This is a genomic window from Georgenia faecalis, from assembly GCF_003710105.1.
Taxonomy (GTDB): domain Bacteria; phylum Actinomycetota; class Actinomycetes; order Actinomycetales; family Actinomycetaceae; genus Georgenia_A; species Georgenia_A faecalis.
The window spans coordinates 2,260,233-2,284,847 of record NZ_CP033325.1 but is presented as its reverse complement, the minus strand read 5'-3'; the positions used below and the strand labels follow the sequence as shown (position 1 = coordinate 2,284,847).

General features: G+C 74.6%; 26 protein-coding genes. 19 read left to right on the top strand and 7 right to left on the bottom strand.

Annotation, left to right across the window (positions count from 1 at the left end):
* Positions 1 to 29: 29 nt before the first annotated feature.
* Positions 30 to 599, bottom strand: coding sequence for a biotin transporter BioY (locus EBO36_RS09945; RefSeq protein ID WP_244925261.1), 570 nt, complete (start codon positions 597 to 599; stop codon positions 30 to 32).
* Between the two features lie 190 nt (positions 600 to 789).
* Positions 790 to 1,020 (bottom strand): RNA-binding S4 domain-containing protein, encoded by a 231-nt coding sequence (locus EBO36_RS09940; RefSeq protein WP_122824460.1) that lies wholly within the window; start codon positions 1,018 to 1,020, stop codon positions 790 to 792.
* 87 nt (positions 1,021 to 1,107) lie between these two features.
* Here EBO36_RS09940 and hisD point away from each other — a divergent pair, with 87 nt between their 5' ends.
* Entirely contained in the window at positions 1,108 to 2,436 is a 1,329-nt protein-coding gene (gene hisD, locus EBO36_RS09935; RefSeq protein WP_122824459.1) for a histidinol dehydrogenase, read from the top strand.
* Between the two features lie 57 nt (positions 2,437 to 2,493).
* On the opposite strand, the gene EBO36_RS09930 is transcribed toward hisD, so the two are convergent.
* Both EBO36_RS09930 and EBO36_RS09925 read right to left on the bottom strand, forming a co-directional pair.
* Entirely contained in the window at positions 2,494 to 4,782 is a 2,289-nt protein-coding gene (locus EBO36_RS09930) for a RecQ family ATP-dependent DNA helicase (protein WP_244925416.1), read from the bottom strand.
* Positions 4,783 to 4,853: 71 nt separating this feature from the next.
* Positions 4,854 to 6,491 carry an HNH endonuclease signature motif containing protein gene (locus tag EBO36_RS09925; protein ID WP_164471429.1) on the bottom strand — a complete coding sequence of 546 codons (1,638 nt, stop codon included), beginning with the start codon at positions 6,489 to 6,491 and terminating at the stop codon, positions 4,854 to 4,856.
* 338 nt (positions 6,492 to 6,829) lie between these two features.
* On the opposite strand from EBO36_RS09925, the gene EBO36_RS09920 reads away from it, so the two are divergent.
* The 9 genes from EBO36_RS09920 (at position 6,830) to EBO36_RS09885 (ending at position 14,139) form a co-directional block, all read left to right on the top strand.
* Positions 6,830 to 7,411 carry a dihydrofolate reductase family protein gene (locus EBO36_RS09920; RefSeq protein ID WP_122824457.1) on the top strand — a complete coding sequence of 194 codons (582 nt, stop codon included), beginning with the start codon at positions 6,830 to 6,832 and terminating at the stop codon, positions 7,409 to 7,411.
* Between the two features lie 263 nt (positions 7,412 to 7,674).
* A complete protein-coding gene (locus tag EBO36_RS15335) occupies positions 7,675 to 8,295 on the top strand; it encodes a DUF6318 family protein (RefSeq protein WP_164471428.1) in 621 nt (206 codons plus the stop codon).
* A gap of 52 nt (positions 8,296 to 8,347) precedes the next feature.
* Positions 8,348 to 9,121: a PKD domain-containing protein gene (locus EBO36_RS09915; protein ID WP_164471427.1), complete on the top strand. Its 774-nt coding sequence runs from the start codon at positions 8,348 to 8,350 to the stop codon at positions 9,119 to 9,121.
* Positions 9,122 to 9,335: 214 nt separating this feature from the next.
* Positions 9,336 to 10,562 carry a histidinol-phosphate transaminase gene (locus EBO36_RS09910; protein ID WP_387967879.1) on the top strand — a complete coding sequence of 409 codons (1,227 nt, stop codon included), beginning with the start codon at positions 9,336 to 9,338 and terminating at the stop codon, positions 10,560 to 10,562.
* On the top strand, positions 10,559 to 11,251 hold the full coding sequence (gene hisB / locus EBO36_RS09905) for an imidazoleglycerol-phosphate dehydratase HisB (RefSeq protein ID WP_244925259.1): 693 nt from the start codon (positions 10,559 to 10,561) through the stop codon (positions 11,249 to 11,251). The genes EBO36_RS09910 and hisB overlap by 4 nt, the downstream gene beginning before the upstream one ends.
* Positions 11,248 to 11,829 carry a hypothetical protein gene (locus tag EBO36_RS09900; RefSeq protein ID WP_122824455.1) on the top strand — a complete coding sequence of 194 codons (582 nt, stop codon included), beginning with the start codon at positions 11,248 to 11,250 and terminating at the stop codon, positions 11,827 to 11,829. Before hisB ends, EBO36_RS09900 begins: the two co-directional genes overlap by 4 nt.
* A gap of 73 nt (positions 11,830 to 11,902) precedes the next feature.
* Positions 11,903 to 12,550: an imidazole glycerol phosphate synthase subunit HisH gene (gene hisH / locus EBO36_RS09895; protein ID WP_122824454.1), complete on the top strand. Its 648-nt coding sequence runs from the start codon at positions 11,903 to 11,905 to the stop codon at positions 12,548 to 12,550.
* A gap of 30 nt (positions 12,551 to 12,580) precedes the next feature.
* On the top strand, positions 12,581 to 13,315 hold the full coding sequence (priA, locus tag EBO36_RS09890; protein WP_122824453.1) for a bifunctional 1-(5-phosphoribosyl)-5-((5-phosphoribosylamino)methylideneamino)imidazole-4-carboxamide isomerase/phosphoribosylanthranilate isomerase PriA: 735 nt from the start codon (positions 12,581 to 12,583) through the stop codon (positions 13,313 to 13,315).
* Entirely contained in the window at positions 13,312 to 14,139 is an 828-nt protein-coding gene (locus EBO36_RS09885; RefSeq protein ID WP_122824452.1) for an SseB family protein, read from the top strand. The genes priA and EBO36_RS09885 overlap by 4 nt, the downstream gene beginning before the upstream one ends.
* A gap of 89 nt (positions 14,140 to 14,228) precedes the next feature.
* On the opposite strand, the gene EBO36_RS09880 is transcribed toward EBO36_RS09885, so the two are convergent.
* Positions 14,229 to 15,140: a S1 family peptidase gene (locus tag EBO36_RS09880; protein WP_244925258.1), complete on the bottom strand. Its 912-nt coding sequence runs from the start codon at positions 15,138 to 15,140 to the stop codon at positions 14,229 to 14,231.
* On the bottom strand, positions 15,137 to 15,832 hold the full coding sequence (locus tag EBO36_RS09875; protein WP_244925257.1) for a hypothetical protein: 696 nt from the start codon (positions 15,830 to 15,832) through the stop codon (positions 15,137 to 15,139). Before EBO36_RS09875 ends, EBO36_RS09880 begins: the two co-directional genes overlap by 4 nt.
* A gap of 213 nt (positions 15,833 to 16,045) precedes the next feature.
* On the opposite strand from EBO36_RS09875, the gene infC reads away from it, so the two are divergent.
* The 4 genes from infC (at position 16,046) to EBO36_RS09855 (ending at position 18,262) form a co-directional block, all read left to right on the top strand.
* Positions 16,046 to 16,642 carry a translation initiation factor IF-3 gene (infC, locus tag EBO36_RS09870; RefSeq protein WP_206515478.1) on the top strand — a complete coding sequence of 199 codons (597 nt, stop codon included), beginning with the start codon at positions 16,046 to 16,048 and terminating at the stop codon, positions 16,640 to 16,642.
* An 83-nt stretch (positions 16,643 to 16,725) separates the two neighbouring features.
* The gene (gene rpmI, locus EBO36_RS09865; protein WP_122824451.1) at positions 16,726 to 16,920 is read left to right on the top strand and encodes a 50S ribosomal protein L35; all 195 of its coding nucleotides are present in this window, start codon (positions 16,726 to 16,728) and stop codon (positions 16,918 to 16,920) included.
* Positions 16,921 to 16,945: 25 nt separating this feature from the next.
* Entirely contained in the window at positions 16,946 to 17,326 is a 381-nt protein-coding gene (rplT, locus tag EBO36_RS09860) for a 50S ribosomal protein L20 (protein ID WP_122824450.1), read from the top strand.
* 141 nt (positions 17,327 to 17,467) lie between these two features.
* Entirely contained in the window at positions 17,468 to 18,262 is a 795-nt protein-coding gene (locus EBO36_RS09855) for a TrmH family RNA methyltransferase (protein ID WP_122824449.1), read from the top strand.
* A 38-nt stretch (positions 18,263 to 18,300) separates the two neighbouring features.
* Here the strand turns inward: EBO36_RS09855 and EBO36_RS09850 are convergent, their stop codons facing one another.
* Complete coding sequence (locus EBO36_RS09850; protein WP_122825592.1) at positions 18,301 to 18,726, bottom strand: CBS domain-containing protein; 426 nt, start codon at positions 18,724 to 18,726, stop codon at positions 18,301 to 18,303.
* 67 nt (positions 18,727 to 18,793) lie between these two features.
* Between EBO36_RS09850 and thpR the strand changes: the two genes are divergently transcribed.
* The 5 genes from thpR (at position 18,794) to EBO36_RS09825 (ending at position 24,602) form a co-directional block, all read left to right on the top strand.
* The gene (thpR, locus tag EBO36_RS09845; RefSeq protein WP_122824448.1) at positions 18,794 to 19,375 is read left to right on the top strand and encodes an RNA 2',3'-cyclic phosphodiesterase; all 582 of its coding nucleotides are present in this window, start codon (positions 18,794 to 18,796) and stop codon (positions 19,373 to 19,375) included.
* A gap of 152 nt (positions 19,376 to 19,527) precedes the next feature.
* Complete coding sequence (gene pheS, locus EBO36_RS09840; protein ID WP_122824447.1) at positions 19,528 to 20,592, top strand: phenylalanine--tRNA ligase subunit alpha; 1,065 nt, start codon at positions 19,528 to 19,530, stop codon at positions 20,590 to 20,592.
* A 1-nt stretch (position 20,593) separates the two neighbouring features.
* Positions 20,594 to 23,179, top strand: coding sequence for a phenylalanine--tRNA ligase subunit beta (pheT, locus tag EBO36_RS09835; RefSeq protein ID WP_122824446.1), 2,586 nt, complete (start codon positions 20,594 to 20,596; stop codon positions 23,177 to 23,179).
* Complete coding sequence (locus EBO36_RS09830; protein WP_122824445.1) at positions 23,176 to 23,970, top strand: SDR family NAD(P)-dependent oxidoreductase; 795 nt, start codon at positions 23,176 to 23,178, stop codon at positions 23,968 to 23,970. Before pheT ends, EBO36_RS09830 begins: the two co-directional genes overlap by 4 nt.
* Positions 23,971 to 24,098: 128 nt before the next feature.
* The gene (locus EBO36_RS09825; protein ID WP_122824444.1) at positions 24,099 to 24,602 is read left to right on the top strand and encodes a flavodoxin domain-containing protein; all 504 of its coding nucleotides are present in this window, start codon (positions 24,099 to 24,101) and stop codon (positions 24,600 to 24,602) included.
* The last annotated feature ends 13 nt before the right edge of the window (positions 24,603 to 24,615 follow it).

Genomic DNA, 24,615 nt, shown 5'->3' with positions numbered 1-24,615 from the left:
AGCCGGGGCGGCCCGCCGCCGTCGTCGGCTCAGCGGCGGTCGGTGCCCACGAGGCGCCAGGCCGCCGGCAGCAGGGACGCGGCGAGGAGCGCCTTGAGGACGTCCCCGACGAGGAAGGGCGCGACGCCGAGGGCGAGCGCCTCGGGCAGGCCGATGCCGAGGTAGGCCATGAGCCACGGCACGCCGCACGCGTAGACGGCGAGAGTGGCGAGGGCCGCGGCCGCACCGGCGGGGAGCACGCGGCGGTCGGCCTGGCGCCGGGCGAGGGCACCGACGGTCGCGGCGGCGAGGACGTAGCCGAGGACGTAGCCGAACGACGCGAAGTGCGCACCCGCCGTCGCCCCGGCGAACCAGGGGACGCCGGCCATCCCGGCGAGCACGAAGACGACCATGCTCAGGGCGCCGCGAGCCGGCCCGAGGGCGGCGCCGACGAGCAGCACCGCGAAGGTGCCGAGCGAGAGCGGGACCGGGGTGAAGGGGAGCGGGACGGCGACCTGCCCGAGCAGGCCCGTGACGGCCGCGCCGCCGGCGACGAGGGCGGCGTCCTTGACGCGGGAGGCGGGCAGGACGTCGGCGAGGACGAGGGTCGTCGCGGTCACAGGTGCTCCAGGGGTTCGGCGAAGGGCTCCCGTCACGGTAGCCGCGCGGATCGTCCCGGTCGCGTGGTCGACAGGCACACACTCGGGCCCGCGGCGTTGTCGCATCCGTGCACGACCCCGTCGCGCTCGGCGGGGGTGCCGCCCGGTGCCGGGGTACCGCCCGCTGCCGCCGCCTCCGGTACGCCGTCGGTCAGCCGACGCGGGCGGATACGGTCCCGGCCGGGCGGTCGACCTGGACCAGCGCGCCCGGGCTGAGCTGGCGGCCGCGGCGGGTCTCGACCTCGCCGTCAACCCGCACCTCGCCCTCGGCGATGAGCTCGCGGGCGTCGGACCCGGAGTCGACAAGCCCGGCGAGCTTGAGGAACTGCCCGAGGCGGATGGTGCCGTCCGTCGTCGGCACGGTCGGGACGTCGTCGCTCATGCCTTGATCCTGCCAGGTGCGGGGGCCGGGCGCGGTCCGGGACGGACGGCACCCGCTGCGCGGGCGCCGGCGTCTTACGATCGGGGCATGCTCCGCCGTATCGACCTCCGCGACTCCGTCCTCGACACGCTCGGCCTCGCCGCCGTTCTCCCGCGTGCCGCCCTCGACGTCGAGGGGGCGCGGGCGCGGATCGCACCGGTCATCGATGACGTCCGGGCGCGCGGCGGCGCCGCGCTGCGCGACCTCGCCGAGCGGTTCGACGGCGTGCGCCCCGAGCACCTCCGTGTCCCGGCGGCGGCGCTGGCGTCGGCCCTGGACGACCTCGACCCCGAGGTGCGGGCGGCGCTCGAGATCGCCATCGCGCACAACCGCCGCGGGCACGAGGCGCAGCTGCCGACCGAGCGGACCACGGAGATCGTCCCGGGCGGTTACGTGCGCCAGCGCTGGGTGCCCGTACGTCGCGTGGGGCTCTACGTGCCCGGCGGCTTGGCCGTGTACCCGTCGAGCGTCGTGATGAACGTCGTCGCCGCGCAGGTGGCGGGAGTGGAGCAGCTCGCGGTCTCCAGCCCGCCCCAGGCCGCGTTCGGTGGCCTGCCCCACCCGGTCATCCTCGCGGCGTGCGCGCTCCTCGGGGTGGAGGAGGTCTACGCGGTGGGCGGCGCCCAGGCGGTCGCCATGTTCGCCTACGGCGCCGCGGGCGAGCCGGGGACGGCCGACGCCGAGCAGGTGTGCGAGCCGGTCGACGTCGTCACCGGCCCGGGCAACATCTACGTCGCCGCCGCCAAGCGCGCCGTCATGGGCACGGTGGGGATCGACGCGGAGGCCGGCACCACGGAGATCGCCATCCTCGCCGACGACACCGCCCGGCCGGTCGATGTCGCCGTGGACCTCATCTCGCAGGCCGAGCACGACCCGTCCGCCGCCTCCGTGCTCGTCACCGACTCCCCGGCGCTCGCGGACGCCGTCGACGCCGAGATCGAGGCGCGCGTGCCGCGGACCAAGCACGCCGACCGGGTGCGGACGGCGCTGAGCGGGCCGCAGTCCGGTGTCGTGCTCGTGGACGACCTCGACCAGGGCGTCGCCGTGTGCAACGCCTACGCGGCCGAGCACCTGGAGATCCAGACCGCCGCCGCCGCCGCCGTCGCGGGCCGGATCCGCAACGCCGGCGCGATCTTCGTCGGGCCGTACTCCCCGGTCCCGCTGGGCGACTACCTCGCGGGGTCGAACCACATCCTGCCCACGGGCGGGACCGCGGCGTTCGCCTCGGGGCTCAGCGTCATGGCGTACCTCAAGCCGGTGCAGGTCATCGAGTATGGCGAGACGGCGCTCAAGGAGCTCGCGGCGCCGCTCACCACGCTCGCCACGTCGGAGGACCTGCCGGCGCACGCCGAGGCGGTCAACGCCCGCTTCGAGTAGGCCGGGGCGGGCGCAGGGCGGAAGCGCTCTTCGCCCGCCCCCGCGGTCCGACGCCCCTCAGCGCTGCGCGAGCACGAACGGGTACACCTCTGCCGCCCCCGCCTGACGGAGGAGCCGGGTGGCCACGGTGAGCGTCCATCCGGAGTCGGCGTAGTCGTCGACGAGGAGGATGCGCCGGCCGGGGAGCCCCGCGGCGGTGGCCTCGGGCAGGTCCAGCTGCAACCGCCGGTGGACGGTCGCCAGGCGCTGCGCGGAGTTGACGTCGTGCCGGCCCGCGTCGTCTGCGCCGGGCACGAGAGCGCCGACGACCCGGACGCCGAGGATCCGAGCGACGCCGTCGGCGAGGTGCGTGACGAGCGTCGGACGGCTGGCGGAACGGATGACCACGACGCCGTCGACGGGCCGCCCGCCCCGGGCGCCGCCGTCGCCGCCGCCGGAGGCGTCGGGGGCGTTCGCGCCGCCGAGCCAGTCCTCGAGCACGCGCTGGACGGGTGCGCGCAGGGACGGGGGGAGCTCGCCGTCGCGCGGGCCGCCGTCGGGACGCTCGGGCGTGGGGGTGACGTCGAAGAGCTCACGCAGGGCGACGGACCAGCCCAGCCCGTCGAGGCGGCCGACGGCCCGGCCGACCTCCGCGCGCTCGCCGTCGGCGATCTTCCCCTTGAGGTCGATCCCGAGGCTCGGCATGCCGGTGGGCCACTGGCGGCGGGGGGTGATCTCGATGCCGGGGCGGTCCAGGCCGCTGCGGGCGCGGGAGACGGCGTCGGGGTCGGGGGCACCCACCAGCTCGAGGCCGCCGCACAGGTCGCACCGCCCGCACCGCCAGCCCGGCTCGAGGTCCGGGTCGTCGAGCTGCGCGCGCAGGAAGGCCATCCGGCACTCAGTGGCGCTCGCGGCCGTGGCCTCGGTTGCGCCGTCGTCCTCGCCGAGACGCTGGTAGGCGAGCATGGCGTCCTGCTCACAGCGCCGCGCCTGCTCCACCCGGTCGTACCGCGCCCGGTCGTAGTGCCAGGCCTGCCCGGTGGTCTCCCAGCCGCCGCGGACGCGCCGCAGGGCGCCGTCGACGTCGAGGACCTTGAGCATCATCTCGAGGCGGTTCCGCCGGAGGTCCACCTGGGTCTCGAGCTGAGCGGTGGACATGACGCCCCCGGCGGCGAGGGCGTCGAGCGACTGCCGCACGGAGGCCTCCGGCGGGAAGGCCATCGAGCCGAACCACGCCCAGATGTCGGCGTCCTCGCGGCCGGGCAGGAGGATGACGTCCGCGCGCTCCACGCCACGGCCGGCGCGGCCCACCTGCTGGTAGTAGGCGATGGGCGATGACGGTGCCCCGAGGTGGATGACGAAGCCGAGGTCGGGCTTGTCGAAGCCCATCCCCAGGGCGGACGTCGCGATGAGGGCCTTGACCTTGTTCTCCTTGAGGTCGCGCTCGAGCTCCTCGCGCTCGGCCGGGTCGGTCTGCCCGGTGTACGCGCGGACGTCGATCCCGGCGGCGCGGAGCTGCTCGGTGACCTGCATGGCGGCCGAGACGGTGAGCGCGTAGACGATGCCGGAACCCTCGTAGCGCGGGAGCTGGTCCGCGAGCCAGGCGATCCGGGTGGCCTGGTCGGGTAGGCGGAGGACGCCGAGGTGCAGGGAGGGGCGGTCGAGCGAGCCGCGCAGGACGAGCACCTCCGCGGTGGCGTCGTGCCCGGCGGCGTGGACGCCGAGCTGCTCGGCGACGTCGGCGCTGACCCGGGCGTTCGCCGTCGCCGTCGTCGCGAGGACGGGGATGCCGTCGGGCAGGTCGGCGATGAGGGTGCGGATGCGCCGGTAGTCGGGGCGGAAGTCGTGGCCCCAGTCGGAGATGCAGTGCGCCTCGTCGACGACGACGAGGCCGGCGCTCGCGGCGAGGCGGGGGAGCACCTCGTCGCGGAAGGCCGGGTTGTTGAGCCGCTCGGGCGAGCAGAGGAGCACGTCGACGTCGCCGGTGGCGATGGCGGCGTGGACGTCCTCCCACTCGGTGACGTTGGCGGAGTTGATGGTCACCGCTCGGATGCCGGCCCGTGAGGCGGCGGCGACCTGGTCGCGCATGAGCGCGAGGAGGGGCGAGACGATGACCGTCGGGCCCGCGCCGCGCGCCCGCAGGAGCGCCGTGGCGACGAAGTAGACCGCGGACTTGCCCCACCCGGTGCGCTGCACGACGAGCGCCCGGCGCCGGTGGGAGACCAGCGCCTCGATCGCGGTCCACTGGTCCTCACGCAGTCGCGCATCGGGGTTGCCGACGAGCCGTCGTAGCGCCGCCTCCGCCTCAGCCCGGAGCCCGTCCCCAGCGGCCTGGTCCGTCGCGGTCGGGGCGGCCGTGGTGGTCACCGCGCTCAGGTCGGCGTCGGCGGCGGTGCCGGTGCCGGTGGTCTCGGGCGAGCGGTCGTGCTGGGTGTCGGTCACGGGTCCTCCTGGGTGGGCTCGAGTACCACGGTGCCATGTTCGGAGGGGTGGCTTGTCCGGCCGGCGGCACTGCGTGAGGTCGGGCCACCGTGTCCTGGGTTCGGTGGCGCCTCGGGAACGGGGTCCTCACCGCGTTCCCGCCGCACCTGCCAGTTCCCCGCCAGCACGCCGACGACGTACGAGGTGTTCGCCCGAGGCTGCGGGTCGGGAGGCATGAGCGTGTCCGGGCCGACGGGGGCGCGTGCGACGTGGACGCAGCTGCCGACGTCGCCGGGCGTGCGCGGTGACGGGTGCACGCGGGCGCCATTCCGGTCGATGACGGTGAGATCACCGTCGCGGTTCATCTGGACGAGGTAGCCCCCCTCATGGAGGAGCCGGTGGTGCGTCCCGCACAGGAGCACGAGGTTGGACAGGACGGTGGGTCCACCGTGCGCCCAGTGGCGGACGTGATGGGCGTGGAGGTGGCTGCGGCGTTCACACCCGGGATAACGACAGCCGCCGTCCCGGGACCACAACGCCCGGACGAGGGCGGCGTTCGGGCGCCGAGTGCGCATGCCGACGTCGATCGTCCGGCCGGTCGTCCCGATGCCTCGGGCGTGGACCTGGACCACGATGCCGGCATCGCAGGTCAACCGTCGCGCGGTCTCCGGATGTAGCGCGGGCCCACCTTCCAGCCGGGGACCAGCGCTCGTCGCGAGGCGTTGTGGTGGGAGCGCGGCGGATCTCCCGTGACGGCGGTGCGGGCGAGCGACGCGCGGCGGGGGAGTGGCGGACGTCCCGCCCGCTTCCTCGGTAGTGGTCACCGGCGGCGCTCCGGTGCTCTCCTCCGCACGCAGGTCGTCCAGCGTGACGTGGAGGACGGTCTCTGCCCGTCGCCCGGTTCGTGGTCCGTCGTCGGCGACCGCGTCGGGCTGGGAGCAGAGCTCGACGAGGGCGTCGGCGAGAGAGCGTCGCGTACCGATATCCGGGTCGACGACGGCGGGTGGGCCAAAGGTGTCCTGCGCCGGGTCCGCCTGTTCCAACGGGGGCGGGGCGCCCGCGAGGGCCGCTGCCGTGCGGTGGCGGGTCTGTTCGAGCGCTTGGACGACCAGGGCGCCGTCGTCCGCCGGGAGCGTGACCCGGATTTGGAGGGATCCGTCGTCCGACCACCGCCAGGTCAGCGCGCGCCGCCCGTTCACGACGCGGGCTTCGGCGAGGTCCTTGACCTGGCGTACGCCGCGCAGGATGCGCTCGAGCTGGCCCGCGGAGGCGTGGAGGGCGACCTCGAGGAGGTCCTCCTCGGTGTCCGGCTCAGCGACGCGCGTGAGGGCACGGACCTTGGAGTAGCTGAGGCGTCCGGACGCGAACGCCTCGACGACCCTCGGAAGGTCCCGCAAGGCGCGGGCGACGCGGACGTGCTCGCGGGCGGCGCCGACGCCCATGCCGCACCGCCAGGACAGCCAGTGGGCGCAGGACAGGATGCCGCCGCCGTGCCACCCCTCTCGCTCGTCGAACTCACCGAGCAGGACGAGGAATCGGCACGTCGCCGCGGCGATGTGGCCGGCGAGGCGCGCGATCTCGTCGCCCAGCGCCTGGGCCTCCGCGGGTGTGTCAGACGGTGTGGAGCCGCTGCCCTGTTCGGGAACGGTGGTCATGAGCCCTCCCTTCGAACGTGTGTGCGACATTACCGCTCGGGTCCGACATCGCGTCTGGGCCTGTGGACCCGTGGTGCGCGGAGGGGTCGGCGGGGCATGCCGGGGCCCCCCGTGCGAGCGCGGCGGGATGTTTGGCGACAGTGGTTGCCGATGCGTTTCCGCGGAAACGCATCGTCGGTGGGCGTCGCTCAACGCGCGGGCGATGAACTGGTCGAGGGTGGGGGTTCTCAGGGGCGGTCGCGGGGTCTACGTTCTGGCCACAACGGTTCGCGATCCCCCGTATGAGTACGCCACCGGCGACCTGTCTGAGTGGCAGAGCGCCCAAGCAGAGGAGCGCCATGGGAAAAGTGGTCATGTACAGCTCGGTGTCGGTAGACGGCTTCATCGCGGACGGGAACGACCAGCCCGGACCGCTGTTCGACTGGCTGGTCAGCGGTGACGTGCCGTTGGACGGCAGTGGCGTCTTGAACGTGTCGCAGACGTCCTACGACTACACCCGGGCGTACTGGGACGAGATCGGAGTGACGATCGCCGGCCGCCGCGTCTTCGACATGACGGACGGCTGGGACGGGAAGCCTCCGAGCGGGATCGAGCACATGATCGTCGTGACGCACCGGCCGAAGCCGCAGGGCTGGGACCCCGCGGCGCCGTTCCACTTCGTCGACGGCGTCGAGGCGGCCGTGGCCAAGGCCCAGGAGCTCGCGGGCGATCGCATCGTCGAGGTTGCCGCTGGCGACGTCGGTGGCCAGGTGCTTGCCGCAGGTCTGGTCGACGAGGTGCGGATGGACGTCGTGCCCGTCGTGTTCGGGTCCGGCAGGCGCTACTTCGGGTCGGTCGATGCGCAACACCTGTTGGAAGATCCTGACGTGGTGATTCAGGGCAACCGGGTCCTTCACCTGCGCTATCGCGTGCGCCGCTGACCGATCCGGGCGGGTGTCGGAAGAATGTCCCCCGCGAGTGATCCGGGGACCGACGCGCGAGCGACACCCTCACCAGCCACTACACACCCGCGGCTGTGATGAGCCGTACTTGGCGACAGTCGTTGCCGATGCGTTTCCGCGGAAACGCATCGTCGGCGGGCGTCGCTCAAACCGGGACGTGGTGAGCGGGAGGCCGGAGTGGCTTACCCACAACCGGTGTTGTTGCCCTTCTCAGACGTGGTCACCAGGTCTACGTTCTGGCCATGGTGGTTCGCAGTCGACCGCATGTGGCCGTGGCGGTGCTTGCCCTCGCGGGTCTCGTCGTCGCCGGATGCAGCGTCGAGGCCGAACCCGGTCCCACGACGTCGAGCGGAGAACCGGGCACGTCTACCAGTGCGAGCACGACGACGGCGACGCCTGCTCCCGGCCCTACGGACTGGCCCGAGCCTGACCGGCCCGCGTCGATGGACCGCGACGACCTCGTCGGCGCGAAGGCCGCCGCGCAGTACTTCATCGAGCTTTACCCATATGTGTACGCCACCGGCAATTTGTCAGAGTGGCAGGCGATGTCGCATCCGGAGTGTGCGTTCTGCACGAGCGTGGTCGACGGCGTTCGTGAGCTGCACGACGCCGGCGGGTATGCGATTGGCCCGGAGGTGACTGTGGTCGAGGTGCGTGGGGCTGACCCCGTGGACGGAAACCCGTACTTCTCCGTTGACGTTGCGGTTTCTCAAGGACCATCGCGGTCGTATTCCTCGACGGGCGACCTCACCGGCGAGGCGTCTGCCTCGAGAAATGTGCTGCTCGCAGCGCTTGAACGTACTGGGGCCGGTTGGCAGGTCCGGGAGATCCAGGTCGAGGAACTCGATGAAAACCAAGGGTAGGAACGCTGTATCAGCGGCGGTTCTGGGGGCCTGTGCGGCCCTCAGCCTTGCGATGACCGTGCCCCGGGCGCCCGAGTTCGGCGGAGAGGGAAGTGGGGACAGCATCATCCTCCGTGGACGAGAGTCGTTGTGGGACGTGTTGCGGCCGGACGTGGCCACCCCGGCCCACGGTGGGAGTGGTGGGAGTGGTGGGAGTGGTGAAACCGGGAGCAGCCGCGGTGATGCCGACGCCGCTCCGACCTGTCCGCTGACGCGATATACGCAGGGCAAGTACTGGGTCGAGGTCGACGCGTGTCTCGGCGGGACCGAGTGGACCCCATGGTTCGAGGACGTCGCGCCCGGCGAGCCGCCACCGGATGGCCCGGCGACGCCGCCCGGGCAGCAGGTGATCGTCACCGCCGAGGACGTCCAGTCGCTGCCGATCGACTCGGGCGGGCTGGTCGTTCAGCCTGCGCAGCCGTGGGTCCTGGTCAACCTCGACACGGTCGTCATGACCGGTGCCAGGGAGCAGGTGCTCGAGGCGGTGGTGCTGGGAGTGCCGGTGCGTGTCCGGGTGGTACCCGTGGAGTACGCCTGGGACTTCGGCGACGGCTCGGCTCCCGTCGTGACGACCGACCCGGGCGCGCCGTGGCCGGAGCACACGGTGGCACACGCCTATACCGCCGCCGGCGCTGTGCAAATCTCCTTGACGACGCAGTGGGAGGCCCAGTTCCAGCCGGTGGGGACAGCCGGGTGGCTGCCCGTGACGGGCCGGGCGTCGACCACTGAGGTGAGCGAGCCCATCGAGGTGGTCACCGCCACCCCTCGCCTCGTCCGCAACGGCTGACGGGCGTGCGCGGTGCCCGGACGTCGCACGACGGCGGGTGCTCGCTGGCGGAGGCCGTGCGCCGCTCGAGGGGAGCCCCCATCGCTCAGGCTCGTCGACACGCATGGCCAAGACGTTTCCGCGGAAACGTCTCGGCGACATGCGTCGGTGCCCCGCCGTGGGGGCGGACGGTGCCGGTCACCTACCAGCCGACCTCCCTAGACTCATGTCCGTGATGACCATGCCGCAGCGCCCGGAGTCGTCGACCGCGCCGGGATCCGCGGGCACCGCGCCCGCCCAGCAGGCCGCCCAGCAGGCCAACGCGCCCGCCCAGCAGCCCTCCACCCTCCCGGTCCGGCCCGGCCTCGAGGGCTTCGAGCCCTACGGCGCCCCGCAGCTCGCGCTCCCGGTGCTGCTCAACGTCAACGAGAACCCGCACCCGCCGTCGAACGCCGTCGTTGCGGACATCGCCGCGGCCGTCGCGGAGGCGGCCCACGGACTCAACCGCTATCCCGACCGCGAGTTCCTCGACCTGCGGCGCGACCTCGCCGACTACCTCCACGTCGAGTCCGGCATCGACGTGCTCCCGCCGGAGCAGATCTGGGCCGCCAACGGCTCGAACGAGGTCATGCTCCACCTGCTCCAGGCCTTCGGCGGCCCCGGCCGCACGGTCCTCTCCTTCGCCCCGACGTACTCCATGTACCCCGAGTACGCCCGCGACACCCTCACCGGCTGGGTCGCCGGCCGCCGCGAGGACGACTTCACCCTCGACGTCGACCACGCCCTGGCCCAGCTCGCCGAGCACCGGCCGGCCGTCGTCCTCCTCGCCAGCCCCAACAACCCCACGGGCACGGCGCTCCCGCTCGCGACAATCGAGGCGATCGCCGACGCCGCCGCCACGAGCGGCCCGCCCGGGCCCGACGGCGGACCGACGGCGAGCGTCGTCGTCGTCGACGAGGCCTACGCCGAGTTCCGCCGCACCGGCACCCCGAGCGCCCTCACCCTCCTCGACCGCTACCCGCACCTCGCGGTCTCGCGGACGATGTCCAAGGCCTTCGGCCTCGCCGGCGCCCGGGTGGGTTACCTCGCCGCGGACCGTGCCGTCGTCGACGTCCTCCGGGTCGTCCGGCTGCCGTACCACCTCTCCGCGGTGACGCAGGCCGTGGCCCGCGCGGCCCTGCGCCACCGGGGCGCGCTCATGAGCCAGGTGGCCACGCTGCGCGACGAACGGGACGCCCTCGTCGAGTGGCTGCGGGGGCAGGGTCTGACGGTCGCCGACTCCGACGCCAACTTTGTCCTCTTCGGACCGTTCGATAACCGCGACGCGGTGTGGCAAGGTCTGGTGGAGCGGGGCGTGCTGATCCGGGTGGTCGGCCCTCCGGGTTGGTTGCGGGTCTCGATCGGGACCGGCGAGGAGATGGCCGCCTTCCGGACGGCGCTGCAGGAGGTGCTCGGGCTGTGACGGCACGCATGAACGAGGCGCACGTGGACCAGGGACCCGCGAACGACGGACCGACGAACGCCGGACCGGCGAACGCCGGACCGGCGAACGGACGACGGACCGCGCGGGTCGAGCGCGCGACGTCGGAGTCCAACGTCATCGTCGAGCTCGACCTCGACGGCACCGGCGCCACCGACATCTCCACGACCGTCCCCTTCTACGACCACATGCTCACCGCGCTGGGGCGGCACTCGCTCATCGACCTCACGGTCCAGGCCAGCGGCGACACCGACATCGACGCCCACCACACCGTCGAGGACGTCGCGATCTGCATCGGCCAAGCGCTGCGCCAGGCGCTCGGCGACAAGCGCGGCATCTCCCGCTTCGGCGACGCCCTGGTCCCGCTCGACGAGGCGCTGGCGCAGGCCGTCGTCGACATCTCCGGCCGCCCCTACCTCGTCCACACGGGTGAGCCGGCCGGGCAGGAGTACCACCTCATCGGTGGCCACTTCACCGGTTCCCTCACCCGCCACGTGCTCGAGTCGATCGCCCACCACGCCGGGATCTGCCTGCACGTGCGGGTCCTCGCCGGGCGGGACCCCCACCACATCGTCGAGGCGCAGTTCAAGGCGCTCGCCCGAGCCCTCCGCCAGGCGGTGGAGCCCGACCCCCGGGTGAGCGGCATCCCGTCCACCAAGGGGGCGCTATGACCGACCCGGCGCCCCCCGTGGCCCTCGTCCTCACGCCGGTCGCCTCGGCCGCCGCGCTCGCGGGGCTGTGCTCGATGACCGGCGTCGACGTCCACGTGGTGCCCTCGCGTGGCGGCGCGATCGCGGTGCTCGAGCTCCCGCCGCCCGCCGGTCCCGTGGTGCCCGACGACGCCGCGGCGCTCGCGGACCCCGACGCCCTCCCGCCGGCGCCGCCGGAGTGGGACATGAGCGAGCTCCTGCCCTCCGACGACGTCCCGCAGGCGGCCGACGACCTCGCCCGCACCCTTTCCCGGCTGTCGAAGACCGGCGTGGTGCTTCTCACCGCCCGCCTCGCGGCCGACGGCGGACCGGAGACCGGGATCTCCGGCCACCTCTCGGCGCGGCGCTACACCGAGGGGGAGCGCGGTGACGACGTCCCCGCCGGCCTCGTGCTCGCCGGGGCCGACGACGTCGTGGAGAGCCTCATCCTCGGCCGCGTGCGGGTCGAGGACGTCCGGGGCCACGAACGCTCCGGCACGCTGCCGCGCTGGAAGGCCGCGCAGATGTTCGCCAAGGGACTGCGCCGCCGCCGTCCGTGACGCCGTCGTCCGTGATGCCGTCGTCCGTGACACTCCGACCGGGCCCCTGCGCCGCGCCCGGTAAACTGGCGGCGTGACCACCAAGCCGAACGTCGTCGTCCTCGACCACGGGTCCGGCAACATCCGGTCCGCGGTCCGTGCCCTTGAGCGCGCCGGCGCCGACGTCACCCTCACCGCTGACCGCGAGGCCGTGGACGCCGCCGACGGCCTCGTCGTGCCGGGCGTCGGGGCTTTCGCCGCCGTCATGGACCAGCTCCGCGCCGTCGGCGCCCCGCGGATGATCGAGCGCCGCCTCGCCGGCGGCCGTCCCGTCCTCGGGATCTGCGTGGGCATGCAGGTCATGTTCACCACGGGCCGCGAGCACGGCGTCGCCACGCCCGGGCTGGACCAGTGGCCGGGGACGGTCGAGCGGCTCGAGGCCGACGTCGTCCCGCACATGGGCTGGGCGCCCGTCGCGCCGCCGGCGGACACCGTCCTGTTCGACGGCGTCGCCGACGAGCGCTTCTACTTCGTGCACTCCTACGCCGTCCGGGTCGACCCGACGGCGGAGTTCGACCCGAGCTCGCCGCTGACGCCGCCGCGCGTCACCTGGGCGGAGCACGGCACGCCCTTCGTCGCCGCCGTCGAGAACGGGCCGCTGTCCGCGACCCAGTTCCACCCCGAGAAGTCCGGCGACGCCGGCGCGCACCTGCTGCACAACTGGGTCACCGCCCTGCGCTGACCCGCCCGCCCCCCGAACTAGGAGACACCCATGCCCGGCCCCCACCTCGAGCTGCTCCCCGCCGTCGACGTCGTCGAGGGCCAGGCGGTCCGGCTCGTCCAGGGCGAGGCAGGGTCGGAGACGTCCTACGGCGACCCCGCCGAGGCCGCGCGGGCGTGGGTGGAGCAGGGCGCCCAGTGGGTGCACCTCGTCGACCTCGACGCCGCCTTCGGTCGCGGCTCCAACGCCGAGCTGCTCGCGGACATCGTCGGCTCGCTCGACGTCGCGGTGGAGCTCTCCGGCGGCATCCGCGACGACGAGAGCCTCGAGCGGGCGCTCGCGACCGGCGCCCGCCGGGTCAACCTCGGCACCGCCGCGCTCGAGGACCCGGAGTGGACGGCACGCGCCATCGCCCGGCACGGCGACCGCATCGCCGTCGGGCTGGACGTCCGGGGCACCACGCTCGCCGCCCGCGGGTGGACCCGCGACGGCGGCGACCTGTGGGAGGTCCTCGCCCGCCTCGACGGCGACGGGTGCTCGCGCTACGTCCTCACCGACGTCACCAAGGACGGCACGCTCCGCGGCCCCAACCTCGAGCTGCTTCGCGAGGTGTGCGCCCGTACGGATGCGCCGGTCGTCGCCTCCGGCGGCGTCTCCTCCCTCGCCGACATCGCGGCCCTGCGCTCGCTCACGGACATCGGCGTCGAGGGCGCCATCGTCGGCAAGGCGCTCTACGCCGGGGCCTTCACGCTCCCGGAGGCGCTCGACGTCGCGGGCCGGCCGTGACTCCCCTCCCGTCAGGCCCCGCCGGTGACGGCGCCGGTACCGGTGACGGCGCCGACTCCGCGGGCCGCGCCTGGGCCGGGCGGGTGCTGCGGCCCAACCCGTTCGCCGGCGACGACGGCTCCGTCGACCCCGCCGTGGCGGCAGCCCTGGCGCTGGGGGAGGACGAGCGCGCCGACGCTGTGACGGCGGCGCTGGCGAGCGCCCGCGTCCTCGTCCCCATCGTGGCCCACGCCCACCCCGGTCGCACCGGCGAGGGCGGCGTCGCCGACCACACCGCCCACGGCTCGGACGACCCCGCCGGTGACGCCTGCGCGTCCGCCGCCATGGTGTCCGTCCGCACGCCCGACGGCCGCGCGGCCCTGCCTGTCTTCAGCTCCCTGGAGACCATGGCGGCGTGGGACGCCACCGCCCGGCCCGTGCCCGTGGAGGCCGCCCGCGCGGCCCTGTCCGCGGTGTCCGACGCCGACAGCCTCGTCGTGCTCGACCCCGCCGGCCCGGTCACCGTCCTCCTCGGCCGCCCGGCCGTGTGGGCGCTCGCCCAGGGGCGGGCGTGGACCCCGTCGTGGCGCGACCCGGAGCTGCCTGCCGTGGCCGCGGCGGCGCTGCGCGGCATCCGCGAGCTCCTCGGCGTGCGCCTGGAGCGGGGCCGGCGCGCCGAGCTCCGCGTCGTCCTCGCCGTCGACGACCGGCTCGACCGCGAGCGGATGGCCGACGCCGTCGACCGCGCCGGGCAGGCGCTGCGCGACGACCCGGTGCTCACCGACCGGGTCGACTCCCTGGAGCTCTACCCCGTCCCCGGCCACCGCGGCGACGCGCCCACCTGACGCGCCGGACCCGCCGGACCCGCTTGACGCACCCGGACGAGCCAGACGCGCCGGAGGAGCCAGGCGCGCCGGAGGAGCCAGGCGCGCCGCTACGGCGTCGTCGTGGCGGTGGCCGACGGCGTCGGCGTGGGCAGAGGCGTGAGCGGGGCCAGCGGGCTGTCCGTCCCCGGTGCGTCCGACGGCGCCCCGTCCGGCGCCTCGGTGCTGGGCCCCTCGGTGGTGGGCCCTTCGGTGCCCGGGGCCTCGGTGGGGGTGCCCGTGCCCGGCACCTGGCCGGGGGCGTCGCACGCCGTCAGCGGCGTGAACGCCTCCTCGGCGAGGAGCTCGTGCAGCGTGCTCACGGGGACCATGTAGCTGTTCCCCCACATGTCCATCGCGTAGACGACGCCGATGACCTCACCGTCGGCGTTGAGGACGGCGCTCCCCGAGGACCCGTGGTCCACCTCGGCGTTGGTCCGCCCCACCATGCCGAGGTCGGAGCCCAGGGGGTCCGGCTCGTACCCGAGGACCTGCCCGGTCGTCGTCGTGAGCTGGCCTCCCTCGGGGTACCCGATGACGGTCACCTGGTCGCCCGCGGCGGCGTCGACCTCGGCGATGCCCGGGACGCTCGTCAGCGGCTCCTCGGTCCGCAGGAGGGCGAGGTCCGCGAGGTCGGAGCCGCCGGCGGAGACGGCCTCGATCTCCCGGCCGTCGTAGGTGGTGATCTGCAGGCGGGAGGAGTTCGCCGCGACGTGCCGGTTGGTGATGATGGTCCGCTCGTCCAGGGCGAACCCCGACCCGGTGGAGAGCTCACCGCACCCGACGTTGCGCACCCGCACCGCCATGCGCTCGGCGGCGTCGACGCCGTCCGGCGACAGGCTCCCGGGGTCGGCGACGACCGGTGCGACGTCGTCGGGCACGAACGTGGTCGGCAGCGGTCCGGGCATCGCGGGGACGGCGCCGCACGCCGCGGTCCCGGCGAGCAGGACGACGGCGAAGGCGGCCGCGGGACGGCGGCTCACTCGCCGACCTGCCGCTGGAGCTCGTCGTTCGCCTCGGTGGCGGCGGTGCAGAACTCGCCCACCCGGGTGCGGAAGTCCGCCAGCTCGGTCGGGTCGTAGGCGGCGGCGTCGTCGAGGTAGCCGATGAGCTGCTGCTGCCCACGGACGCAGTCGTCCATGGCGAGGGCGACGGCGGTCGCGGCGGAGGAGACGCGGGCCTGGTAGTCGGCGAGCTGGCGCTGGATCTCGCGGTCGTCGCCGGTCTGGGCGACGCGGTCGGCGAGCTCGGCGATCTGCTCCTGCGCGGCCTCCAGCTGGTCCTGGGTGGTCGTCAGCGCGTGGTCCGCGTCGGTGAGCTCGGCCCGGGACTGCGCCAGCTCCGTGCCCAGGGTCTGCGCGCTCTCCTCGAGCTGCGCCGCCCGCTCCGACCAGGCGCGGGCGAGGACGAGGAGGTAGACCCCGGCGGCGACGGCGAGGACGAGCGCGATGACGGCGACGACGAGCGGCCACCGGCGCCGGGACGCGGCCCGGCGCGGGCCGTGCGCCGGGGGACCAGCCGGTGCCCCCGGGCCGGCGGGGACCGGGTCGGCGGGGCCTGGGCCGGCGGGGGTGGCACGGGCGGTGGGGGACCCCGCGCCCGACCACGGCTCCGCCGCGGGGGGCTGCGCCATCGCACGCGCGGGGGCGTGGGTGGCGTGCGGGTCGACACTCATGCGTGATAGTCTCCCAGACTGACCGACCGGGGGTGAAAGCCCTCGGTGTGCAAGCGGAGATCATCCCACCTTGTCTCGACTGTTCGCGAGGACGACAGAGGCCGGGTCTGGTCCTTGAGGGCGTGCCCTCACGCGTGCTCCGGCACGCGGACCTGTGGCCTCCGTGCGCACCCGCGCCGGGGGCCTTCTCTGTGCGCGGCCATCGACGACAGCGTGAAGGAGCAGCACATCAGCGAGCCCCGCATCAATGAGCGGATCCGCGTGCCCGAGGTTCGCCTGGTAGGACCGGGCGGCGAGCAGGTGGGTGTCGTCCGCGTGGAGGATGCCCTGCGACTGGCCCAGGAGGCCGACCTCGACCTCGTCGAGGTCGCCCCCGATGCGCGGCCACCCGTGTGCAAGCTCATGGACTACGGCAAGTTCAAGTACGAGTCGGCCATGAAGGCACGCGACGCCCGCCGCAACCAGGTGAACACGGCGCTCAAGGAGATCCGGTTCCGCCTCAAGATCGACCCGCACGACTACGAGACCAAGAAGGGTCACGTGGTGCGGTTCCTCAAGGGCGGCGACAAGGTCAAGGTCATGATCATGTTCCGCGGTCGTGAGCAGTCGCGCCCCGAGATGGGCATGCGCCTCCTCCAGCGCCTCGCCGAGGACGTCTCGGACCTGGGCGCGATCGAGAGCTCGCCGCGCCTCGACGGCCGCAACATGACGATGGTCATCGGCCCGCACAAGAAGAAGGCCGAGGCGCGCAACGAGCAGCGCCGCGAGCGCGAGAAGCAGGCCTCCGACGAGGCCACGCCCGAGGCGTAGCACCCCGACGCCCACCCCATCCCGCCGGTGCGAGCCGGCAGAACTACCCGTGCCCCCCGCACGGCCCACCCGAGGAAGAGACGATGCCGAAGAACAAGACGCACTCCGGTGCCAAGAAGCGCTTCCGGATCACCGGCAGCGGCAAGGTCATGCGCGAGCAGGCCAACCGCCGGCACCTCTTCGAGAGCAAGTCGAGCAAGCGGACTCGCCGTCTGGCCATGGACAAGGCGGTCGCCCCCGCCGACGTCAAGAAGATCAAGAAGCTGCTCGGCAACTGAGCCGCCCTACCCTTAGGAGAACGACGTGGCACGCGTCAAGCGGGCGGTAAACGCCCAGAAGAAGCGCCGCACTACCCTCGAGCGCGCCGCCGGTTACCGCGGCCAGCGCTCGCGGCTGTACCGCAAGGCGAAGGAGCAGGTCACCCACTCCCTCACCTACAACTACCGCGACCGCAAGGCTCGCAAGGGCGACTTCCGTCGCCTGTGGATCCAGCGCATCAACGCCGCGGTCCGCGCCCAGGGGATGACGTACAACCGGTTCATCCAGGGCCTCAAGGCCGCCGAGATCGAGGTCGACCGCCGCATGCTCGCCGAGCTCGCGGTGAGCGACCCGGCCGCGTTCAACGCGCTGGTCGAGCTCGCGCGCACCAGCCTGCCCGAGGACGTCAACGCCCCCGCGGCGTGAGACCCACCCTCGACGCGCCCCGTCACGCTCCGGTGTGGCGGGGCGTCGTCATGCCCGGCATGCCCGCCCGCCAGGGCCCGCTGACGCGCGCGCCGTGGGTGACGCCGCCGACGCGCTGACCGCGCCGACCCAGGAGGAACGATGGACCACGTCGCCGACCGGCTGACCGAGCGCCTGCGGCGCGTGCGGGCGCTGCACCAGCGGTCCGTCCGCCGCCGCGAGGGCCGCTTCCTCGTCGAGGGGCCCCAGGGGGCCCGGGAGGCCGTGCGTCACGCCGCCCCCGCGGTCCGCGAGGTCCTCCTCACCCCCGGCGCGGCAACCCGGTACCCGGAGATCGCCGGGTTCGAGCGCGTCCAGCTCGTCACCGAGGAGGTGTCGGCCGCCCTCAGCGCCGACTCCCAGGGCGTCCTCGCCGTCGTCGACGCCGCCGCAGTCGCGACCGACGAGGGCGCGTTGGCCGGCGCGCGGCTGGTCGCCGTGCTCGCCCGGGTCACCGACCCGGGCAACGCCGGTGCGGTGATCCGCGCCGCCGACGCCGCCGGGGCCGACGCCGTCGTCCTCACCGCCGGCAGCGTCGAGCTGCTCAACCCCAAGGTGGTGCGCTCCACCGCCGGCTCGCTCTTCCACCTCCCCGTCCTCACCGGCGCGGACGCCGCGGCGTCGGTCGCGGCGGTGCGGGCCGCCGGGCTGCAGGTCCTCGCGGCGGACGGGCGCGGGCGCTGGGACCTCCACGCCCTCGACGGCGCCGGGGCGCCGGACCTCGCTCGGCCCACCGCGTGGCTCTTCGGCACCGAGGCGCAGGGGCTGAGCGCGGACGAGCGGGCCCTGGCGGACGCCACCGTGCGGGTGCCGGTCCACGGGCTGGCGGAGTCCCTCAACCTCGCCACCGCCGCGACGGTGTGCCTCTACGAGTCGGCGCGGGTGCAGCGGGCCTGAGGGTGCAGCGGGCCTGAGGACTCAGCGGGCCTGAGGACTCAGCTCTGCACGTAGTCGAGCAGCCGGTCGCGCTCGGCGGCGAGCTCGTCGAGGCGCTGCTTGACGATGTCGCCGATGCTGACGATGCCGACCAGGCGCCCGTCGGTGACGACCGGCATGTGGCGGACGCGGCGCTCGGTCATGGTCCGGGCGAGCGACTCGATGTCGTCCGCGGGGGTGCACGTGAGGACGTCGGTGCTCATGATCTGCCCGACGGTCACCTCCGCGAGGGCGGCGTGCTCGCGCAGCGCCCCGACGACGTCCCGCTCGCTGACGATGCCGGTGACAGCCCCGTCGCCGTCGGAGACCACGGCGGCGCCGATGCGCTGCTCGCCGAGCACGTCGACGAGCTCACTCACGGCCATGTCGCTGCGAACGGTGACGACGGCGTCACCCTTGCGTCGGAGCACCTCGGAGATGCGCATGCCCGAGGATACCGCGACCGTGACGCAGATCACAGGGGCCGCGGCGGCGCGATGGGACGATGGCGCGATGCGCCTCTTCGCCGCCGTCCGGCCGCCCGAGCGGGTGCTCGCGCACCTCGCCGCCGCCACCGAGGCGGTCCGCGGGCCGCAGGCCGGCCCGCCGGCCCTGCGGTGGACCCCGCCGGAGCAGCAGCACATCACCCTCGCCTTCTACGGCGAGGTGCCCGACGGCGCCGCGGAGGACCTGGCCGCAGGCCTCGCCGACGTCGTCGCGGCGGCGCCCGCCCCCACGCTCCAGCTCGTGGGCGCCGGGGCGTTCTCCGGGCGCACCCTGTGGGCGGGGGTGCGGGCTGCGGACCCGGCCGGGCTCGTCGACCTCATGGCCGCCGTCGACGCGCTGGGCGACGCCGTCGGGGCGCCCCACGAGCCGCGAGACCGGCGCCGGGCGCACCTCACGCTCGCCCGGGTCGGCACGCGCTCTCGCCGGGGCGTCGACCTCGCCGGGATCGTCCACGCCCTGTCGGTCTACGCCGGCCCGGAGTGGACCGCCGGCCACGTCGAGCTCGTCGCCTCCCAGCTGGGCAAGGGCCGCGGGGGCGGCCCGCTCCACGACGTCCTCGCCGCGCTGCCCTTCGCGCCCGGGCGCTAGGGTGGGGCCCGTGCAGCGCGACACGGCGTCGTCGGCCCATCGGCGATTTACCGGGCCCGTCCGGGTCCGGTAGGCGACCACGCGCCGGAGCGCACACCCCGGACGGGCGCAGCACTAGACTCCTGCGCTGGCACCCGCACCGGAAGGCTGGCATGACCGACCCCATCTCCCCGCTCGACCCCGCCGCTGTCGACGCGGCCGTGGACGCGGCGCTCGCCGCCGTCGCCGCCGCGACCTCGCTCGCCGAGCTCAAGGACGCGCGGCTCGCCCACACCGGCGACCGCAGCTCGCTCGCGCTGGCGAACCGCGCCATCGGCACCCTCGACAAGACCGAGAAGGCGGCCGCCGGCCAGCGGCTCGGCGCCGCCCGTGGCCGCGTGGCCGCCGCCGTCGCCGCCCGGCAGGCCGAGCTCGAGGTCGAGCACGAGGCCCGGCAGCTGCGCACCGAGACGGTCGACGTCACGCTGCCGACCGACCGCCGCCCCCGCGGTGCGCGCCACCCGCTGGAGACGCTCCAGGAGGAGATCGGCGACTTCTTCGTCGCCATGGGCTGGGACATCGCCGAGGGCCCCGAGGTCGAGCACGAGTGGCTCAACTTCGACGCCCTCAACCACGGCCCGGACCACCCGGCGCGTCAGATGGCCGACACGTTCTACGTCCAGGGGACGGCCGGGCAGGACACCCCCGGACTGGTGCTGCGCACCCACACCTCGCCCGTCCAGGCGCGGACCATGCTCAGCCGTGACCTGCCGATCTACATCGCGTGCCCCGGCAAGGTCTTCCGCAACGACGCCCTCGACGCCACGCACACCCCCGTCTTCCACCAGGTCGAGGGCCTCGCGGTGGACAAGGGGCTGACCATGGCGCACCTCAAGGGCACGCTCGACCACTTCGCGCGGGCGATGTTCGGACCGGAGGCCCGCACCCGGCTGCGGCCGAGCTTCTTCCCCTTCACCGAGCCCAGCGCCGAGATGGACCTGTGGTTCCCGCAGAAGAAGGGCGGCGCGGGCTGGATCGAGTGGGGCGGCTGCGGCATGGTCAACCCCGCCGTCCTCGTGGCGGCCGGCATCGACCCCGACGTCTACACCGGCTTCGCCTTCGGCATGGGCGTCGAGCGCACGCTCATGCTCCGCCACGGCATCGCCGACATGCACGACATCGTCGAGGGCGACATGCGCTTCTCGGCCCAGTTCGGCACCACGGGAAAGGGGAACTGACATGCCGTACGTCCCGCTGTCCTGGCTCGCCGAGCACGTCGCCGTCGCGCCCGGGACCACCGCGGCCGACCTCGCCGCGGACCTCGTCCGCGTGGGCCTCGAGGAGGAGGAGATCGTCCCCGCGGCGGTCACCGGCCCGCTCGTCGTCGGCCGGGTCCTCTCCGTGGTCGCCGAGGAGCACAAGAACGGCAAGACGGTGAACTTCTGCCGGGTCGACGTCGGCGAGGCGCACAACGACGCCCCCGGCACCGGCAAGGAGCCGGCCGACGTCCCCTCCCGCGGCATCGTCTGCGGCGCCCACAACTTCGGTGTCGGCGACTCCGTCGTCGTCGCCCTCCCCGGGACCACGCTGCCGGGCGACTTCCACATCGCCGCCCGCAAGACCTACGGGCACACCTCCGACGGGATGATCTGCTCGGCCCGCGAGCTGGGCCTCGGCGAGGACCACGCCGGCATCATCGTCCTCGAGCAGCTCCTCGGCGCCGGGGACGTCCCCGCGCCCGGCGCCGACGCCATCGCGCTGCTCGGCCTGGGGGAGGAGGTGCTCGAGATCAACGTGACCCCCGACCGCGGCTACTGCTTCGCCATGCGCGGCGTGGCCCGCGAGTACTCCCACGCCACCGGGGCGGCCTTCACCGACCCGGGCCTGCCGGAGAACCTTCCCGGCGGCCCGCCGCCCGCGGCCACGCCCGACGCCGTCGTCGTCGAGGTCGACGACGCCGCGCCGATCGCCGGGAACGTCGGCTGCGACCGCTTCGTCACCCGCGTGGTCCGCGGCATCGACCCGAGCGCCCCGTCCCCGGCGTGGCTCAAGGAGCGCCTCACCCAGGCGGGGATGCGCCCCATCTCCCTCGCCGTGGACGTGACCAACTACGTCATGCTCGACCTCGGCCAGCCGCTGCACGCCTACGACCTCGCCGAGGTCGCCGAGCCGGTCGTCGTGCGCCGCGCGGCGCCGGGGGAGCAGCTCACCACGCTCGACGACGTCACCCGCACCCTCGACCCCGAGGACCTGCTCATCACCGACTCGCCCGACGGGGCGCGCGGCTCGCGCGTGCTCGGCCTGGCCGGTGTCATGGGTGGGGCGCAGACCGAGGTCGGGCCCGCCACCACGGACGTGCTCGTCGAGGCCGCGCACTTCGACCCCGTGTCCGTGGCGCGCACCGCCCGCCGGCACAAGCTGCCGAGTGAGGCCGCCAAGCGCTTCGAGCGCGGCGTCGACCCGCGGCTGCCCGCCGTGGCCGCCCAGCGCGTCGTCGACCTGCTCGTCGAGCACGGCGGCGGGACGGCGGACCCGCGGGTCGGCGACCTCGACCGCACCGGCCACCCCGCGCCCGTGCTCCTGCGCGTGGACGAGGCGCGCCGGCTCACCGGCGTCGACTACCCGCGCGAGCAGGTGAGGGGCCTCCTCGAGGAGATCGGCGCGCGCGTCGAAACCACCGAGGACCCCGAGGTCGTCGCCGTCACGCCGCCCACCTGGCGGCCCGACCTCGTCGGACCGGCCCACCTCGTCGAGGAGGTCGCGCGCCTGGCGGGCTACGACGAGATCCCCTCGGTCCTGCCGACCGCCCCCGCCGGCCACGGCCTCACCCGCGGCCAGCGGCAGCGCCGCGACGTCGCCCGGGCGCTGGCGGACCTCGGGCTCGTCGAGGTGCTCTCCTACCCGTTCGTCGGGGAGGTCCACGACCGCATGGGCCTGCCCGCGGACGACGAGCGCCGCCTGGCGCTGCGCCTGGCCAACCCCATGGCCGACGACGCCCCCTTCATGCGCACGTCCCTGCTCGACAGCCTCCTCGACGTCGCGCGGCGCAACGTGAGCCGCGGGCTCGTCGACGCCCGCGTCTTCGAGCTCGGTCTCGTCACCCGGCCCGCCGGGGTCGGGGTCGCCGCCTCGCCGCCGGCGGACCGCCGGCCGACCGACGACGAGCTCGCCGCCCTCGCGCAGGCCGTGCCGCGCCAGCCGCGGCACGTCGCCGGCGTCCTCACCGGTCAGCTCGTCCCCGACGGGGTCTGGGGCCGCGGGCGCGCCGCCGACTGGGCCGACGCCGTGGACGCCGTACGCGCCGTTGCCGCCGCCCTCGGGGCGCCGGTCACCGTCGAGGCCGCCGAGCACGCCCCCTGGCACCCCGGCCGCTGCGCGGGCGTGCGGGCCGGGGGAGCGGTCGTCGGCCACGCCGGGCAGCTGCACCCCCGCGTCGTCGCCGCCTTCGACCTGCCCGCCGGGGCCGTGGCGTTCGAGGTGGACCTCGACGCCCTCGCCGCCGCCGCACCGACCGAGCCCGTCCAGCCGACACCCGTGTCGACGTACCCGCCGGGCAAGGAGGACGTGGCGCTCGTCGTCGACACCGGCGTGCCCGCCGCCGACGTCCTCGCCGCGGTCCGGGCCGGCGCCGGGGAGCTCGCCGAGGAGGTGCGCCTCTTCGACGTCTACACCGGCGACCAGCTGGGGGAGGGCAAGAAGTCCCTCGCCTTCGCGCTGCGGCTCCGGGCGCCGGACCGCACCCTCACCGCGCAGGAGACGGCCGAGGTGCGCGAGCGCATCGTCGCCGCCGCCCGCGAGCAGGTCGGCGCGGAGCTGCGGTCATGAGCGTCGCACCCGCCCGCACCGCCCTCGTCACCGGCGCCTCGCGCGGCATCGGCCGGGCGCTCGCCCTCGGGCTCGCCGCCGCCGGCCTCGACGTGGCCGTCCTCGCCCGCGACGCCGACCGCCTGGCCGACGTCGCCCGCGAGATCGAGGCGATGGGCCGCCGGGCCGTCGCGGTGCCGACGGACGTCACCGACGCCTCCGGCGTCGTCGAGGCCGTCATGCGCGCCGAGGGCGCGCTCGGCTCGGTCGACCTCCTCGTCAACAACGCCGGCCGGGTCGACGCCGAGGTCCCGCTGTGGGAGGCGGACCCCCAGGAGTGGTGGTCCGTCGTCGAGACCAACGTCCGCGGACCGTTCCTCCTGGCCCGGGCCGTGGTGCCGGGGATGATCGAGCGGGGCGCCGGCCGCCTCGTCGACCTCAGCTCGGGCGCCGGCGTGCGGGACAACGCCGTCGCCAGCGCCTACAACGTCTCCAAGACGGCGCTCTTCCGCATCGGCGGCGGGCTCCACGAGGCGGGGTACGAGCGCGGGCTGCGCACCTTCGAGCTCGCCCCGGGCGTCGTCGTCACCGACATGACCCGCGGGATGGCGATGCACGCGGACCGGACCGAGTGGACGGACGTCGCCGCCGTCGTCGACCTCTGCGTCGCCATCGCCCGCGGCGAGCTCGACGCGCTGTCGGGCTGCTACCTGCGGGCGGGCGCGGACACGGTGGAGTCGCTGCGCGCGCTCGTCTCCCGCGGGCTGAGCCCTGACGAGCGCCGGCTGCGCGTCGTCACGCGCCCGGACTGACGCACCGACGCGACGTCGTCGGCCGCGTGCCTGGCGGTGCCGGGCTCCAGCGGGAGCCCGAGCTCGTCCTGCGGAGCCCGCGGACGAAGGTCCCGGGCGAATCGTGGCAAAGCGGGCCACAGTGGGGTATGCGCATCCTCGTCGTCTCCGCCTCGAAGCACGAAGCCACCGCCGAGATCGCCGACGCGATCGCCCAGGAGCTCGCGGCCCTCGGGCACACCACCCGGCACGAGCCGGCCCAGTCGGCCGACATCGGCGACGCGGAGGTCGTCGTGCTCGGCTCGGCGGTGTACATGTCGCGCTGGATGGCCCACGCCCGCGAGTTCGCCGAGCGGCACGCCGGCGAGCTCGCCGTGCTGCCCACGTGGGTCTTCTCCGTCGGCCTGGCCGGTGCGGAGGCGGACGAGCCGACGACGGTCGAGCCGAAGGTCGTCGCCGCCGTCGACCCCGTCGGCACCGCGACGTTCCCCGGACGCATCGAGCCCGAGCTGCTCAACCTCCGCGAGCGCTCGGTGACCCGGCTGGTGCGCGCCCCGCAGGGCGACCTGCGTGACTGGGACGCGGTGCGCGCGTTCGCCCGGCGCATCGACGCCGAGTGCACGGAGCACCTCGCCCCCGGCGAGAGTCGGTAGCCCCTCGCGGCCG

Coding starts and splice junctions, on each gene's coding strand:
- EBO36_RS09940 (WP_122824460.1), bottom strand. CDS start 1,020: ATGAGCGACGACGTCCCGACCGTGCCGACGACGGACGGCACCATCCGC.
- hisD (WP_122824459.1), top strand. CDS start 1,108: ATGCTCCGCCGTATCGACCTCCGCGACTCCGTCCTCGACACGCTCGGC.
- EBO36_RS09925 (WP_164471429.1), bottom strand. CDS start 6,491: ATGACCACCGTTCCCGAACAGGGCAGCGGCTCCACACCGTCTGACACA.
- EBO36_RS09920 (WP_122824457.1), top strand. CDS start 6,830: ATGGGAAAAGTGGTCATGTACAGCTCGGTGTCGGTAGACGGCTTCATC.
- EBO36_RS15335 (WP_164471428.1), top strand. CDS start 7,675: ATGGTGGTTCGCAGTCGACCGCATGTGGCCGTGGCGGTGCTTGCCCTC.
- EBO36_RS09915 (WP_164471427.1), top strand. CDS start 8,348: ATGACCGTGCCCCGGGCGCCCGAGTTCGGCGGAGAGGGAAGTGGGGAC.
- EBO36_RS09910 (WP_387967879.1), top strand. CDS start 9,336: ATGACCATGCCGCAGCGCCCGGAGTCGTCGACCGCGCCGGGATCCGCG.
- EBO36_RS09900 (WP_122824455.1), top strand. CDS start 11,248: ATGACCGACCCGGCGCCCCCCGTGGCCCTCGTCCTCACGCCGGTCGCC.
- priA (WP_122824453.1), top strand. CDS start 12,581: ATGCCCGGCCCCCACCTCGAGCTGCTCCCCGCCGTCGACGTCGTCGAG.
- EBO36_RS09875 (WP_244925257.1), bottom strand. CDS start 15,832: ATGAGTGTCGACCCGCACGCCACCCACGCCCCCGCGCGTGCGATGGCG.
- rpmI (WP_122824451.1), top strand. CDS start 16,726: ATGCCGAAGAACAAGACGCACTCCGGTGCCAAGAAGCGCTTCCGGATC.
- EBO36_RS09855 (WP_122824449.1), top strand. CDS start 17,468: ATGGACCACGTCGCCGACCGGCTGACCGAGCGCCTGCGGCGCGTGCGG.
- EBO36_RS09850 (WP_122825592.1), bottom strand. CDS start 18,726: ATGCGCATCTCCGAGGTGCTCCGACGCAAGGGTGACGCCGTCGTCACC.
- thpR (WP_122824448.1), top strand. CDS start 18,794: ATGCGCCTCTTCGCCGCCGTCCGGCCGCCCGAGCGGGTGCTCGCGCAC.
- pheS (WP_122824447.1), top strand. CDS start 19,528: ATGACCGACCCCATCTCCCCGCTCGACCCCGCCGCTGTCGACGCGGCC.
- pheT (WP_122824446.1), top strand. CDS start 20,594: ATGCCGTACGTCCCGCTGTCCTGGCTCGCCGAGCACGTCGCCGTCGCG.
- EBO36_RS09830 (WP_122824445.1), top strand. CDS start 23,176: ATGAGCGTCGCACCCGCCCGCACCGCCCTCGTCACCGGCGCCTCGCGC.
- EBO36_RS09825 (WP_122824444.1), top strand. CDS start 24,099: ATGCGCATCCTCGTCGTCTCCGCCTCGAAGCACGAAGCCACCGCCGAG.